The 15,477-nt window shown below is 49.6% G+C and carries 10 protein-coding genes; 9 read left to right on the forward strand and 1 reads right to left on the reverse strand.

Going from position 1 to position 15,477, the window contains the following annotated elements; genetic code table 11:
- Window positions 1-156: 156 nt before the first annotated feature.
- The 9 genes from GMA8713_RS08865 (at window position 157) to GMA8713_RS08905 (ending at window position 13,933) form a co-directional block, all read left to right on the forward strand.
- Window positions 157-1,782: a methyl-accepting chemotaxis protein gene (locus tag GMA8713_RS08865; RefSeq protein ID WP_062708145.1), complete on the forward strand. Its 1,626-nt coding sequence runs from the start codon at window positions 157-159 to the stop codon at window positions 1,780-1,782.
- Between the two features lie 311 nt (window positions 1,783-2,093).
- Window positions 2,094-3,284 carry a putative manganese transporter gene (locus tag GMA8713_RS08870; RefSeq protein WP_062708148.1) on the forward strand — a complete coding sequence of 397 codons (1,191 nt, stop codon included), beginning with the start codon at window positions 2,094-2,096 and terminating at the stop codon, window positions 3,282-3,284.
- A gap of 390 nt (window positions 3,285-3,674) precedes the next feature.
- Window positions 3,675-4,982 carry a dicarboxylate/amino acid:cation symporter gene (locus GMA8713_RS08875; protein ID WP_062708151.1) on the forward strand — a complete coding sequence of 436 codons (1,308 nt, stop codon included), beginning with the start codon at window positions 3,675-3,677 and terminating at the stop codon, window positions 4,980-4,982.
- Window positions 4,983-5,092: 110 nt separating this feature from the next.
- Window positions 5,093-6,646, forward strand: a complete 1,554-nt coding sequence (locus GMA8713_RS08880; RefSeq protein ID WP_062708154.1) for a cryptochrome/photolyase family protein — start codon at window positions 5,093-5,095, stop codon at window positions 6,644-6,646.
- A 207-nt stretch (window positions 6,647-6,853) separates the two neighbouring features.
- Window positions 6,854-8,485: a BCCT family transporter gene (locus GMA8713_RS08885; protein WP_062708157.1), complete on the forward strand. Its 1,632-nt coding sequence runs from the start codon at window positions 6,854-6,856 to the stop codon at window positions 8,483-8,485.
- Between the two features lie 476 nt (window positions 8,486-8,961).
- Complete coding sequence (locus tag GMA8713_RS08890; protein WP_422615197.1) at window positions 8,962-10,569, forward strand: BCCT family transporter; 1,608 nt, start codon at window positions 8,962-8,964, stop codon at window positions 10,567-10,569.
- Between the two features lie 116 nt (window positions 10,570-10,685).
- Window positions 10,686-12,569, forward strand: coding sequence for a DUF294 nucleotidyltransferase-like domain-containing protein (locus GMA8713_RS08895; protein ID WP_062708162.1), 1,884 nt, complete (start codon window positions 10,686-10,688; stop codon window positions 12,567-12,569).
- A 9-nt stretch (window positions 12,570-12,578) separates the two neighbouring features.
- Window positions 12,579-13,316: a 3'-5' exonuclease gene (locus GMA8713_RS08900; RefSeq protein ID WP_062708165.1), complete on the forward strand. Its 738-nt coding sequence runs from the start codon at window positions 12,579-12,581 to the stop codon at window positions 13,314-13,316.
- A gap of 158 nt (window positions 13,317-13,474) precedes the next feature.
- Window positions 13,475-13,933, forward strand: coding sequence for an FKBP-type peptidyl-prolyl cis-trans isomerase (locus GMA8713_RS08905; protein WP_062708168.1), 459 nt, complete (start codon window positions 13,475-13,477; stop codon window positions 13,931-13,933).
- 72 nt (window positions 13,934-14,005) lie between these two features.
- Here GMA8713_RS08905 and GMA8713_RS08910 read toward each other — a convergent pair whose 3' ends face one another.
- Entirely contained in the window at window positions 14,006-15,418 is a 1,413-nt protein-coding gene (locus GMA8713_RS08910; protein WP_232314399.1) for a hypothetical protein, read from the reverse strand.
- Window positions 15,419-15,477: the final 59 nt, after the last annotated feature.

Genomic DNA, 15,477 nt, shown 5'->3' on the forward strand with positions numbered 1-15,477 from the left:
AACCTCCCTCAAAAATTTGACGATTCTGACGTAAATTTGGCGCTTAAAAAAATACCAAAATAAGTGATTCTAAAAGAAGATTCATAGTTGGCAAATATTGATCTAAGTCTCATAATGCGCGCAATTTCATTAATCAGGCTTAGGTTTAAGCGACAAATGTCACTAAAAAATATCTCAATTCGATATCAAATTCTGATCCCCATCTTTATTTTGGTTTTTGGCACTTTCGCAGTGATGTTCTTTGCTAAAAGCGAAGTCGAATCTGCGGTTTACTCCGTCAGCAATACTGCCCGTCAGGCAGCAGGTGACAAAGACCGGGCGTCTAAACTGGCAGACATTGCTTGGGCGATGCGTGTTGAGGCGATTTACGGTATCTATGACGAACAGCGTACCAAGCAAATGAGTGATAGCGTTGCTAAGTTGGGGAATGAAGCGTTGACGATTTCCCGTGAAATGGCGAAAACAAGCGTCCTTCGCGATTTGGCGCTTAACATCGAAGAAAGTGTGAGCGACTACGTGCGCTATACCGAGACTCAAGCGCAACCAACTATAGAAGCCTATTTTAACCAGCAAATTGCGATGCCACGCTACAACACAATGGTGAATGAGTACCGTGAACTGGGTGCAAATTTGATGGAAGACATCACTTCGATGTCTTCATTCATTGACCCGTTGGTAGAGCAGGATCTGAAGAAATCTGATCATGATGCTGACCAGATGATGGTGGCAGTGGGTTTAGTGATGGGCGGTGCACTGACTCTCGCGATGCTGTTTGGCTGGTGGCTATCAGGTGTCATCGTGAAGCCATTGGAGGAACTTCAGGATGTGATGCGCCGTTTGGCGACGGGTGACCTGAATGTTCAGGCGGATGAAAACGGTGAAAATGAACTAGCGCGTTTAGGGCGTGACACCAATCAAACGATCAACCAACTTCGTCACACCGTGACAACTCTGTTCGGTATCAGTGATGAAGTGGCAGCTGCTTCTACGGAACTTGCGGCAGTGATGAACCAGTCAGCGGTGAACGCACAGCAAGAGCAGGCTGAGATTGAGCAGGTTGCTTCTGCGGTGACTGAACTTTCAAGTACCGCAGATAACGTGTCAGACAACGCAGTGAATGCCGACCATGCGGCTCGTCAAACCGATGAACTGGCAGCTCAAGGTCTTGCAGTGTTTGAGCAAAGTACACAGGCCGCAGTGCAAATGGCGGAGTCGATTGAAAACACCGCAAGTGTGGTGAGCACCCTGCGCGAGCAATCTGAGCGCATCAGCCATGTGGTGGAAGTGATCCGCGGCATTTCGGAGCAAACGAATCTATTGGCATTGAATGCGGCAATTGAAGCGGCACGTGCAGGCCACTCAGGCCGCGGTTTTGCAGTGGTCGCGGACGAAGTGCGAATGCTGGCGGCGCGTACTGAAGAGTCGACCAAAGAGATCCAGCAAATCATCGAAGGCTTGCAGCTTCAGGCTTCTCAGGCGGGTGACAGCATGGGAATGTGTATGGACGTGCTTGCGCGTACTCAGGAGCTGAGCCAGCAGGCGAATGATGCCCTGAATGGCATCACCCAGTCTGTCGCACAAATCACTGACATGAATACGCTGGTGGCGACCGCCGCTGAACAGCAATCGGCAGTGACGCAGGACATCAACCGTAACATCACCAATATGTCTGGCATCATTACCCAGAATGTTACAGGTATCAGCCAAAGCGCGTCCGCAAGTCAGGAGCTGTCTCAGCTGGCTGAAAGCCAGAAGCAGGAGCTTGCTTTCTTCCGCGTTTAATTGCCAGATGTAAGCTTCAACCAAAACCTCCTTTCGGGGCGGTTTTCTTTTATCTCTCACCCGTACTTCATGCTTATACCAATCGTAGTAAATATCTGCTCATCCTAGCTTGTCAAAATGCTCGATAACTGCGTTGAAAAATCTGATTGTAGAATAACTACTTATCGAAATTTTTCGCCTTGTTCTCGAGCATTTTTCCTGCGCTATTTCTGATCACCTATCTACTGTGATTGGTATTATCAAACTTCCTGTTGCAATTCGTCATCCACGATCTATTATTGATAATAATTCTCATTATCAAAAGAAAAGCAATGACAGGATTACTTTCCCGACTCTTCGCACCGGTTTCAAAACGGCACTTATGGGCGATGAAAAAACGTCGCCTTTTAGTACCAGTGTTGTTACTTGCGCTGATTTTCGCTGAACCAACACGTGCGGTGACACTCGCTGTGCTGTCTGATGCTTTCTGGCAAGTGGCTGCTTATGTGGCTGCGACATTAGCGCTTTTTCACTATTTGACGAACAAGTTCGAGCGTCATGGCGCTTGGGTGTCGCGGTTAGCAAAAAAGAAAAATCTGCAGGTGGTGTTTTCAGCGGCAATGGGCGCTTTACCGGGATGTGGTGGCGCTATTGTTGTTATCACCCAGTTTGTACGTGGCAACCTTAGCTTTGGCAGTGTGGTTGCTGTGCTTACTGCGACGATGGGCGATGCTGCGTTCTTGTTGTTAGCCACCAGGCCTTCGGATGGCATCTTTATGATTGGGTTAGGCTTTGCCGTCGGTCTGGTTTCCGGACAGATTGTCGATGCGCTGCATCGTGATGACTTTATGCGACCCAAACACTCTCCGGCAAAACCTAATGCATGTTCCAATCAAGCCGACAGCCAGACTGTTATCGGTGTGCAGGGGCGCTTTTGGCAATGGGTATTGCTTCCATCTCTGGTGATGGCACTGCTTGGCTCGATGCAGTTTGATACCGATGGGGTGTTCCATCTTCCTGTTCGTACTTCCGAGCTGGTTGGCGCGGTTCTCGCGATAACGACGGTGACCTTCTGGGCGCTGGCACGAGAAGCGGAAAATTATGAGTCTTTGGTGGGAGAAGATCCCAAAGACAGTGGATCGCACCTTTTCGAGCGGGTCGCTCAGGACACTAACTTTGTGATGGTCTGGGTGATTGCGGCGTTTCTGGTGTTTGAGCTTTGCGTGCTTTGGCTGGGGATGGATCTCAGTGAACTCTTTACGGGCTGGGGCGTTTTGGTGCCGTTAATGGGGGTCCTTGTGGGCATATTGCCCGGCTGCGGCCCTCAGATTCTCGTTACCAGTTTGTACATCAGCGGTGCTGTGCCAATGTCCGCCCAAATTGGCAATGCGATTTCCAATGATGGTGATGCGCTTTTCCCTGCGATTGCGCTGGCACCAAAGGCTGCCATTGTCGCCACCCTTTATTCAACTTTGCCGGCATTGATCGCTGCTTACAGCTTCTTCTGGTTGGTAGAAAGCTGAGCCTTCAGATTGGGTATAGGCCTGACTATTGTTAATAGCACTGATGGTTTTTCGAACAGGTCAGGTCTTTTCTGTTGGTCAAAAAGGCATCTAATAGTTTTTTATTTTGTTAATCAGATGTTTATCAGGTTGGAAATTTCGCTTCAGATGTGTGATGTGTCGCATAAAAGTGACTCGATGTTGTAAAAAGGGAATGTATTTAGTTGGGATTCCGCTGCTAATCTCATCGCGCTTGATTGTGAAGAGCAAGTTAACCAATCAGATTAAAATTCGGTTCATTTAGTTCTGTTGAAACGATGCTTTGCCCGAGGGCAGTTCGTATTCTTCTGGTCAATATAAATCACCAGTTTAATCTCCTTGGCGTTGAGTTTTGAAAAGGAGTTTTCAATCATGAATGCGGAAGCTAACAAGATGTCTTTGACCACCCGTGTCCTGCTGGGCATGGTGATGGGTATTGTGACTGGTTTTGCTATTCGGTTTTTGTTCGGCGAACAAGGTTTCGTCAACGAGTATATCGTCAATGGCTTGTTTGACGTTGGTGGCCAAATTTTTGTAGCCAGCTTGAAGATGCTGGTGGTTCCTTTGGTATTCGTTTCACTGGTGTGTGGCACCAGCGCACTGAAAGATATCGCAACGCTGGGTCGTTTGGGGGGTAAAACCCTGATGTTCTATCTGGGCACCACGGCGCTGGCGATCACCCTGGCAATGAGCCTTGCGCTGCTGTTTGGCCCAGGTAAAGGTGCAGACCTTTCTGCGGCGTCGTCTTTCCAAGCTTCTGAAGCGCCATCGCTGGGCGATGTGATTGTGGGCATGTTCCCAACGAACCCAATTAGCTCAATGGCGGAAGGCAACACGCTGCAAATCATCATTTTTGCGCTGCTGTTCGGTATTGCTATCAGTGCGTCCGGTAAGCCAGGTGAGCGCGTGGCGGCCTTCTTCCGCGATCTGAACGAAGTGATTCTCAAGCTGGTTGCGCTGCTGATGAATCTGGCCCCGTTTGGTGTGTTCTGTCTGATGGCGAAGTTGTTTACCTCGCTGGGTCTGTCTGCGATTGTCAGTCTGGCGGAATACTTCTTCGTGTTGGCGGGTGGTCTGGTGCTGCATGCGCTGGTGACTTACACCACCTTGCTTAAGGTATTCAGCGGCCTGAGCCCGGTAACATTCCTCAAGAAAATGGAAGATGCCATCATGTTTGCGTTCTCGACGGCGTCGTCGAATGCGACCATTCCTGTGTCGATGGAAACCACCACTCGCCGCATGGGTGCTGACAACAAGATTGCTTCTTTCACCATCCCGCTAGGTGCGACCATTAACATGGACGGCACCGCGATGATGCAGGGTGTGGCAACGGTGTTTATCGCGCAGGCGTTCAATGTTGACCTGACGATGATGGACTACATGACGGTTATCCTGACGGCAACGCTGGCGTCCATCGGTACCGCGGGTGTACCGGGTGTGGGTCTGGTGATGCTGGCGATGGTATTGAATCAGGTGGGCCTGCCGCTGGAAGGTATTGCACTGATCATGGGTGTTGACCGTCTGCTGGACATGATTCGTACCGCGGTGAACATCACCGGTGACTGTGCGGTAACCTGTATTGTTGCGAAAAGCGAAGACGCGTTGGATGAGAAACGCTTCAACGACATGAAAGCGGCGGAAGAAGACGAGAAAATCGTGTTCCGACCTCACGCGCAGTAACTCACAGCCCCCGATAAAAAACGCCAGCTTGTCTGGCGTTTTTTTGATCTCTCAGCTCCTTGAGCCGTAATGCATACTGTTGATTGAAAAAAGAAACGGTAGCGATTCCAATGACCCGGTTCCACACACTCAGACTGATTCTCGGCGACCAGCTAAATGCCAGCCATTCGTGGTACAGCGAACACGACGATGGTGTGTTGTACCTGATCGCAGAACTGCGTCAGGAAACGGACTACGCCCCTCATCATGTCCAGAAGGTCTGTGCGTTTTTCGCTGCCATGAAAGGTTTTGCGACTGCCTTGGAGAAAGCAGGTCACCATGTGAGGCACATGACGCTGGATGAAACACAATCCTTCGATTCGCTGAACGTACTGCTAAACGCATTGATTGATAAACACAGTGTCATGCGTTTTGAATATCAACTTCCGGATGAATACCGTTTGCGCGAACAGCTTCGTCTGTTTAGCGATTCTTTAGATATTGAGACCAGCGCGACTGGCAGCGAGCATTTTCTGGTACCTGATGATGCCTTGAACCAACATTTCACTGCTGGGAAACATCACCTGATGGAGTCTTTTTACCGCAAGATGCGTAAGCAGTTTGACGTGATGATGGAAGGCGACAAACCGGAAGGGGGAAAGTGGAATTACGACAAAGACAACCGCGCCAAGCTGACTAAAGCTGAGCTTGGATGCATCCCTGAGCCTTTGGTGTTTGCCAATGATGTGTCAGCTATTCTCGAACGTTTGGAGCGTCATGGTGTGAAAACCATCGGGCTTGCTAGTTCGAAACTTCTCTGGCCAGTCACACGTAAACAATCGCTGGAATTGCTCGATTACTTCTGCCAGTACCTGTTGCCAAAATTCGGCAGTTTTCAGGACGCGATGACATCCGAGAGCCCGCATCGCTGGAGCCTTTATCATTCCCGACTTTCCTTTGCACTCAACAGCAAAATGCTTCACCCAATGCAGGTGATTCAAGCCGCGGTAAAGGCGTATCGCCAGCCTGACTCCGGCATTAGCATCAATCAAGTGGAGGGCTTTGTCAGACAGATTCTTGGCTGGCGTGAGTTTGTCCGCGGGCTTTATTGGGCAAACATGCCGGACTATTCGACGATGAACGCGTTGGGCGGCACACGGACATTGCCTGATTTCTTTTGGGCGGGCGAGACCAAGATGCAATGCCTGAAACAGGCTATCCAGCAGTCGCTCGATTGCGGCTATGCGCATCACATCCAACGCTTGATGGTTATCGGTAACTTCACCCTGCTCACGGGCATTGCACCGGAAGAAGTCGATGCCTGGTATCTGGGGATCTATGTCGATGCCATTGAGTGGGTAGAGTTACCGAACGTTCGGGGAATGGCGCTATTTGCAGATGGCGGTCTGTTCGCCACCAAGCCCTACAGTGCCAGCGGTAACTACATCAACAAGATGAGCGATTACTGCTCGGATTGCCACTACAAAGTCAAAGAAAAAGTGGGCGAGGGCGCTTGTCCTCTGAATAGCCTTTACTGGCATTTTATGGAACGTCATCGCGCTAAAATTGCGTTAAATCCGCGCGCCGGTATGGTTTATCGCGGCTGGGATGGAAAATCCGACGAAGAGCGTAATGCGGTACTAGAGAAAGCTGAGCACTATTTAGGCGATCTCAATAATCTCTAACTGTTTAATTTATAGTGATATTTGCAATTTTGGCATTTTTACGATGAATGGGTTTGTTTTTTTAGATTGCCCCGGCAATTAATATCGAAAAATCATACTAATACGACAAGTTTTATTTGTTTTACCTCACTGGCGTAAACCGGAATAGTTTGCGTTTATTCAGGCGAATTGGCCTGAAAGTTGTGAATGTAAAATGGAGTTGTCGTTGTGAGTGATAAAAGCCACGATGAATTAATGTCACCGGATGGTGCGGTGACGCCTATCGATACTGACTACCAAGTAGGTCAGGATAATGTCGCCCTGCAAATCGGTCCTTTGGGTCTGGATATCCATAACCGCGTGTTCTTGGTTTCAGGCGGTATGATTGCACTGTTCGTGTTAGTCACTCTATTGTTCCGCAACTCAGTTGGCCCTGTGTTCAACGAAATGCGAAACACCCTTACTGCCCAGATGGACTGGTTCTTCATCGGCGCAGGTAACCTTTTCGTTATTCTCTGTCTGATCCTTATCTTCAGCCCATTGGGACGCGTGCGTCTCGGCGGCACAGAAGCTACCCCTGATTACACCTATGTCGGTTGGTTCTCCATGCTGTTTGCTGCAGGTATGGGTATCGGACTGATGTTCTACGGCGTGTCTGAACCACTTTCACACTATGCATCTTCTTTTGGCGGTGTGGTTGAGGCAAATGGCGTTCGTACTGACTGGGCACCATTGGGGGGTGCTGCGGGCGATATGGTTGCTGCAAAAGATCTCGGTATGGCCGCGACGATTTACCACTGGGGCCTGCACCCATGGGCAATCTACGCGTTGCTGGCTCTGTCTTTGGCGTTGTTCTCGTTTAACAAAGGCTTGCCTCTGACAATTCGCTCGGTGTTCTACCCAATTTTCGGTGAGCGTATCTGGGGCTGGCCGGGTCATATTATTGATATCACGGCTGTCGTTGCGACTTTGTTTGGTCTGGCTACGTCACTGGGCTTTGGTGCTTCGCAGGCGGCTGCAGGTCTGGACTTCTTGTTCAACATTCCAAGCGGTATTACCACTCAGGTTATTCTGATCATCGGCATCACAGGTCTGGCACTGATGTCGGTGGTGGCGGGTCTGGACTCTGGTGTGAAACGTCTTTCTGAGTTCAACATGGCGATGGCTACCCTGCTGATGGTATTTGTGATTGTGGTAGGTCCTACCCTGTCAATTTTCACTAACCTTGGTACCAATATGGTGGCGTACTTCGAGAACCTACCTGCACTGTCGAACCCATTTGGCCGCGAAGACGCTAACTACTCACAAGGGTGGACGGCGTTCTACTGGGCATGGTGGATGTCCTGGTCGCCATTCGTAGGTATGTTTATCGCGCGTGTTTCGCGTGGACGTACGGTGAGTGAATTCATCATTTGTGTACTGCTGATCCCAACGTCTGTCTGTGTGCTGTGGATGACAGCATTCGGTACCACGGCGATTGAGCAGCTTCAGGATGGTTACCGCGCAGTGGTTGATGCAGATCTGCCGCTACAGCTGTTCAACATGCTGGATGGCCTGCCTCTGTCGAGCATTACCTCTCTGCTGGGTATCATTCTGGTGGTGGTTTTCTTCGTCACCTCTTCAGACTCAGGTTCACTGGTGATCGATACCATTTCTGCTGGTGGTAAGGTGGATGCACCCGTACCACAGCGCATTTTCTGGTGTTCGTTTGTTGGTCTGGTAGCGATTTCTCTGTTGCTGGGTGGTGGCCTTGGTGCGCTGCAGGCAATGGTGGTGTCGACAGGTCTGCCATTCTGTATCGTTCTGTTGCTTTGCGCATTCTCCTTGGTGAAAGGATTGATGTCTGAACCGCGCAAATAAGCGGTGGACAAAAAAATCCGGACCTTGTCGTCCGGATTTTTGTTTTCAGCAACGATGCGATCAGCAATGACACACTGGTCGAAAAAGGATCAACCACGGCGCATTTATATAAATCACTCATCCTGAGCAGGGATAGAACTATTGGGCAACTTCACAAACTGAATGTTTAGAGCTCAATGGTTATTTGCGTTGACTGTATGCCCAGAAAATGCGTAAACTGATTAAAATTCGTGCAAATACAGCAATTAATTCGACTCAATTCTCACTATTGAAGCGTTGAACACTAAGGATATGTTAGAGTGTTTAGGTCTCGGGGTAACAGACCCAGAACCTAAAGTTAGTGAGCGTTTAATATGCCTGATGATAGAAGCCGTGCGTTTCTGTTGTTTCACCCTGCATATTCAACGCCATTAGCTGCTTAACTCGCAAAACGGATTAAGGAGTTTACTGTGAGCGATAAAAGTCATGAAGAGTTGATGAAACCCGACGGTGACGTCAACCCCATAGACACAGACTATCAGGTCGGGCAGGACAACATTGCCATGAAGATTGGGCCGTTTGGGCTTGATATTCACAACCGTGTTTTCCTCATTTCCGGCCTCGCCGTTGTTCTTTTCGTCTTCGTTACACTCGCCTTCCAAAAGGACGTTGCTCCTATTTTTGGTGAGATACGAGGCTGGCTGACGACTAACCTGGATTGGTTCTTCCTTTCCGCAGGCGACATCTTCGTGATCACCTGTCTGGTGCTGGTTGTCAGCCCATTGGGTAAAGTCCGTCTTGGCGGTACTGAAGCCACGCCAGACTATACCTACGCGGGCTGGTTCTCGATGTTATTTGCTGCAGGTATGGGTATTGGTCTGATGTTCTGGGGGGTTGCTGAGCCATTATCCCATTATGGTGCAGCGCTAGGCGGAACGTCTGTTGAAAATGGCGTGCGTACCGACTGGGCACCATTGGGCGCGGCAGCTGGAGATCCGGAAGCGGCGGCAGATTTGGCCATGGCCGCAACGATTTACCACTGGGGTCTCCATCCTTGGGCGATTTATGCGGTGCTAGCTTTAGGTCTGGCGCTGTTTTCGTTTAACAAGGGTTTGCCGCTCACCATGCGTTCTGTGTTTTACCCACTTTTCGGTGAGCGTGTATGGGGCTGGGTTGGCCACATCATTGATATACTTGCGGTCGTTGCCACCTTATTCGGTCTGGCGACCTCGTTGGGACTTGGTGCCTCACAAGCTGCTTCGGGCCTGAATTATCTGTTTGGTATCCCGCTTGGTGAAACCACAGAAGTGATTCTGGTTATTCTGATCACTGCGCTGGCGCTTGTGTCAGTCATGGCGGGTCTGGATGCCGGTGTGAAACGTCTGTCTGAAATCAACATGATTCTGGCGTTGGCTCTGCTGCTGTTTGTGATTTTGATGGGACCAACCATTGCGATTCTGACCGGCTTCTTTGGCAATCTGGCCTCTTATGTTGAACACCTGCCTGCGCTTTCCAGCCCATTCGGACGTGAAGACTCTAACTTTGCCGCTGGCTGGACTGCATTCTACTGGGCTTGGTGGATTTCCTGGTCGCCATTTGTTGGTATGTTCATCGCACGTGTTTCGCGTGGTCGCACGGTACGTGAATTCATCGTCTGTGTTCTGCTGATCCCATCTCTGGCATGTGTATTGTGGATGACTGCGTTTGGTGGCACAGCCATCAGCCAGGTGGTCAATGATGGTTACACTGCAGTGACAGAGGCAGATCTGCCATTGAAACTTTTCGCGATGCTGGATGCATTGCCATTGGCTTCAATCACGTCATTTATCGGTATTATTCTGGTGGTGGTTTTCTTTGTGACCTCATCAGATTCAGGATCTCTGGTTATCGATACGATTTCCGCAGGTGGTAAGGTAGATGCACCTGTGCCACAGCGTGTGTTCTGGTGTACGTTTGAAGGATTAGTTGCGATTGCACTGGTATTGGGTGGCGGATTGGTTGCCCTTCAGGCGATGGCAGTATCAACCGGATTCCCGTTCACCATAGTGTTGCTGGTTGCCTGTATCTCGGTAATAAAGGGCCTGATGTCTGAACCGCGAGGCTAGGTTGACCAACCTTGTAAGCGCAGCGGGGCAGACATGACGTCTGCCCTGTTTCGTCTGGTTTGAAGTCCGAGTCTGATTTCCTGTGGGAAGTAAACTCGTTGAGAGATTGATAAGTAATGGAAGCGGAACAAATAGAAATCGCAGCGTTTCTCAAACAACATGCGCCCTTCAATGAATTGCCGGAAGAAGAAGTGGAGGAGGTGGCCAAGCAGGTCGAGATTTCCTACTTCCGCGCAGGGACGCAAATTTTTGAATACGGACAACCAATCCACGATCTTTGTTTAGTTCGCAGTGGCGTGGTCGAAATCTATCGCCGTAAAGGAGAGCTTTATAACCGGCTCTCTGAAGGGGGCACGTTCGGCCAATGGGGATTGATGATGAACCGCCGTGTTCGCTTCCCTGCCAAAGCGATTGAAGACAGTCTGGTTTACTTTATTTCTGATACCGTTTTTGACGATCTCAACGAACGCTTTGAATCTTTCTCAGACTTTATGGAGGTGGAAGACGGATTACGTTTGCGTCAGGCGGTGGAGAACCACCGTGACAGCAATGATCTCACCACCTCCAAAGTCACTAACCTGATATTGCGCGATCCCGTTACCGTAGATTGTGAATCATCCGTTCGCCACGCCGCACAAGTCATGACTGACGAAGGTGTATCTTCGCTGTTGGTGATGACGGTAGAAGCCGATGATGAAGGCGTGGAGCAGGAACGTATCGCAGGCATCATTACCGACAGGGATTTGCGTTCCCGAGTGGTGGCTCCTGGTTTGTCCTATGAGACGCCGATTGCTGATATTCTGACGCCACAAATTATCACGCTCGATCACAATGCTTATGTGTTCGAAGCCATGCTGACCATGCTTCGTAATAACCTGCACCATCTGCCCATTCTGAAAAACCATAGTCCAGTGGGGGTGGTAGCCTTATCTGATATCGTTCGTTATGAATCGCAAAGCAGTCTGGTGATCGTGAGCAGCATTTTCCGCCAGCAGACCATTGATGATTTGGAAGTCCTCTCGAAAGACGTGCCTGCTTGCTTCTCTCGTATGGTTTCTGAAGACGCGAATTCACACATGATTGGGTCAGCAATGGCGGTGATCGGCAGAAGCTTCAAGCAGCGTCTTCTTGAACTGTTTGAAGAAGAGTTTGGCCCACCACCTATCGGATATTGTTTCCTTGCGCTGGGGTCAATGGCGCGAGACGAACAACTGATTGTGACCGATCAGGACAATGCCCTGATTCTGGATGACAAGTACGACCCTGCTGAACACGAAGCGTATTTCTCGAATCTGGCTAAGTTCGTGAGTGATGGCCTTGCACGCTGTGGATACAGCTATTGTACCGGTAACATCATGGCGACGAATCCGGAATGGCGTAAGACCCGCACTGAATGGGAAGAGACCTTTGCAGACTGGATTGATCAGCCCAATCCTCAGTCGTTGCTAAACAGTAATATCTTCTTTGACCTTGATGGTGTTTATGGGGCAACAAACTGGGCTGAAAACCTGAAGGCATTTATCAGTCGCCGTGCGCGACGTAACAACCGTTTTCTGGCGTGCATGGCTCGCAACGCGCTGAACCGCACACCTCCGCTGGGCTTCTTCAAGAGTTTTGTGATGGAGCAGGACGGTCGCCACAAGAACTCGATGAACCTGAAACGCCGTGGTACCGCACCACTGGCAGATCTCATCCGTGTTCACGCGCTGGCGGTTGGGTCGCGCTCCCAGAACTCATTTGAGCGTTTGGACGATATCATTGAAGCGGGCATTTTGCCGAAAGGCCGTGGCGAGGATATCCGTGATGCGATGGAGTTTATCTCCATGGTACGCATACGCCATCAGGCTATTGATGTGGAACAGGAGATTGAGCCTGATAACAACATCGAGCCGGAAAACCTGTCTGAATTCGAACGCCGCAACCTCAAAGATGCGTTCCAGATCATGAGTAACGCGCAGAAGTTCCTGAAGTATCGTTACCAGCCAAACCGCAGTAATTAGGGGCGTGTAGTGTTAATTCTTGAACCTAAAAACGGCGCTAAAGATGTTAAAGCAGGGCCTGACTGGGTAACTCTGAATAAGCGGCTAAAAGAACGTGCCAACGTGCCGTTGCTGAAGCGGTTTTACGAAGCGGGTGTTGTAAATGGTGACACCCCAGTGTCTGAGGTTGAGTTCGTTGCGCTGGATCTGGAAACCACGGGGTTAGATCCCGGCAAAAACGACATTGTCAGCATTGGCTTGGTGCCGTTCACGCTTAACCGTATCCATTGCCGCGAAGCCAAGCATTGGATTGTGAAGCCAGGAAAACCGCTGGAAGATGACTCTGTGGTATTCCATGGCATCACGCATTCTGATGTCAGTGATGCGCCGGATTTACGCCGGATTCTGGAAGAGGTGTTGGCTTCTCTGGAAGGAAAGATTGTGGTGGTGCACTACCGTCGCATCGAGCGTGATTTTATCGAGGCGGCGGTCAAAAGCCGTTTGGGTGAAACCTTGTTGTTTCCGGTGGTGGATACCTTGGAAATAGAGTCATGGTATTACCGTAAACCTTTCCAGAAGTTCTGGTCCTGCCTAATGAAAAAGCCGCTAACATCTATTCGGTTGGCGGACAGCCGTCGTCGTTATAATTTGCCTTTTTATCAAGGGCATAACGCGCTGACGGATGCGATTGCGACTGCGGAATTGCTTCAGGCTCAGATAGCGCATCGTTTTCGTGGTGACTACCCCATCAAAGCGCTGTGGCGTTAAATCTCAGCAACTGAAATCAATGATATCGGCCTAGGTTCACGTTTTTAGGATTCAAAACGTTGCAACTGGGCCGATTTTTTTAGTGTATTGCTCACTGTGTTACAGTCAAAGGGTGCGCTGTTATCAGCATAAATTCGCTGCCGACAAAGGATGGCAAGATGATTGAAGACAACAAGGTCGTAAAAATCGACTACACCGTAAAAGACGAAGAAGGACAGCTGATTGATACATCGGAAGGCAAAGATCCTTTGGCGTATCTGCACGGTGCAGGAAACATTATTCCTGGTTTGGAAAAAGCATTGGCAGGTCGTGCAGAAGGTGAAGAGTTTTCTGTTCAAATCCAACCAGATGATGCATATGGCCAGCGCAATGAAGCGTTGATTCAAGTGGTTGAGCGCGGCGTTTTCCAAGGTGTTGATCAACTGGATGTGGGCATGGTTTTCAACGCTCAGGGTCCACAAGGCAACATTCAGGTCACCATCATCGCGATTGATGGCGACGAAGTGACGATCGACGGTAACCACCCATTGGCGGGTGTCGTACTCCAATTTGAAGGCGTTATCCGCGAAGTGCGTGAAGCAACTGCTGAAGAGATCGATCACGGTCACGTTCACTAATTACTGAAAAGTGAAGATAAAAAGCGAGCTGTTGAGCTCGCTTTTTTGTTGTGCTGCAAAAATCAACAGCCCCTAAGGGCTTAGTAGGGTTTCAAGGATGAAAGCATCATCGAAGTGGCGCTCGCCAATGAAGGCGATAGCGTGTTGACCATGTTGTCGCATTGCGCCCGGTGAGCGCACGCCAAAAGGCCAAAGGAACCAGCGCTCACTGCGAAGGCTCTCATTTAAAATGCCGAACTCATCAAATGGACTGTGTTTGTTTCCCTGATTGTCTGAGATCACCAGTGTTTCACTGAGTTCCGCTGATTCAAGTTCGATATCAGGTGAAATGTTACCCATAACATGAATTGCATTGATCATATGTTCTTTGCCAGTGAGGCTGATTTCAAAACGGCCACCCTCAGTGTTTGGGAACAAGTAGTTTTGGATCGGTTTTTCATCATCACGCTCTAAAAAGCGCAGTGTTGGGTTTAAGGCATACACCATGTGATAGCAGCCACACTGGTGGATGGAGTCCAGTATCAAAGGCATCCCATCTTCGCCGAGGGTAATCCGGATAATGACAGCATCAAATTCTCCGGCATAAGGGTCGAAACGACTTTTTGCCGTTCTGGCTGGAAACCACAATACATAGTTGAGCTGTGGCAATACTTTCCCGTGAAAGCGGGTGTAAGTGACCGTACGATAGAGGGTCGGTTTCCGACTATCGATATAGACGTTTATGCTGTCATTCATTGCCAGCGCACCGGGAATATCGTCTGCTGATAACGTCTCCACCAAGAAAAGCGGCGAAAAGCGATCGAGTAGTACCTCTGACTCCCCGTCACTGAGCAAAGGCCAATTCAAAGATGAGTATTTGCTCGCTTCTGATAGCAATTTGGCAACTTCACCCTGTGCCATAGGTGAGGAGGCTTCGCCATAACGGAAAGGCTGTGTCAGCGTTCTGCCAAAGTCCGCCTTTATGCGGTCCTGTTCGTCTTCAATTTGTCCTTTAGCGACAAGGCTGGCGACAGGGTAAGCACCCAGCACACGCTTCCAGTGCTCGTATGAAGTCGGGACGGTTTGGGGAGTGTTTTTCAGTTCATTCCAGAATCGCGGATTATCGAGGCTCTCTTTAACCAATCGCTCCTGACACTGCATCATTAGCTTATGCTCTGCGGGGCTGACTGGCATTAACGCCAATGCGGTTTTGAGTTGAAGCTTTCCTTTCTGGGCAACGTAGTTGAGCCATTGCGCCTGAGCTGATGGATGGTTTAACTCATCGACAAAGGATGTGCTGAAACGGTCAAAGGCCAGATGGGGAAAGCGCCCATCTTGATGGTAAGGCAGTTTGAAATCGCGCTCTTGCTCTACTTTCTCGAAATAAGTGGAGAGGCGGCTTTCGCAAACCGCTTCGCTGTTACTGAACAAAACTGGCTCAGGTGCAGTCGCACACCCTGCCAGTGTTGTCATCAATAGCAAGAAAAAGAACTGGGATCTCAGCATTGTGTCCTGTCTATAAGTTACTGTTCGGTTTGGGTATATAACAGTGTCGGTACAAAGGA

Origin of the sequence: Grimontia marina (genome assembly GCF_900060185.1) — a bacterium.
Lineage (GTDB): Bacteria > Pseudomonadota > Gammaproteobacteria > Enterobacterales > Vibrionaceae > Enterovibrio > Enterovibrio marinus.

Bases quoted from the DNA above. Each gene is read 5' to 3' on its own strand.
- GMA8713_RS08865 (WP_062708145.1), top strand. From the start codon at position 157: ATGTCACTAAAAAATATCTCAATTCGATATCAAATTCTGATCCCCATC.
- GMA8713_RS08870 (WP_062708148.1), top strand. From the start codon at position 2,094: ATGACAGGATTACTTTCCCGACTCTTCGCACCGGTTTCAAAACGGCAC.
- GMA8713_RS08875 (WP_062708151.1), top strand. From the start codon at position 3,675: ATGAATGCGGAAGCTAACAAGATGTCTTTGACCACCCGTGTCCTGCTG.
- GMA8713_RS08880 (WP_062708154.1), top strand. From the start codon at position 5,093: ATGACCCGGTTCCACACACTCAGACTGATTCTCGGCGACCAGCTAAAT.
- GMA8713_RS08890 (WP_422615197.1), top strand. From the start codon at position 8,962: ATGAAACCCGACGGTGACGTCAACCCCATAGACACAGACTATCAGGTC.
- GMA8713_RS08895 (WP_062708162.1), top strand. From the start codon at position 10,686: ATGGAAGCGGAACAAATAGAAATCGCAGCGTTTCTCAAACAACATGCG.
- GMA8713_RS08905 (WP_062708168.1), top strand. From the start codon at position 13,475: ATGATTGAAGACAACAAGGTCGTAAAAATCGACTACACCGTAAAAGAC.
- GMA8713_RS08910 (WP_232314399.1), bottom strand. From the start codon at position 15,418: ATGCTGAGATCCCAGTTCTTTTTCTTGCTATTGATGACAACACTGGCA.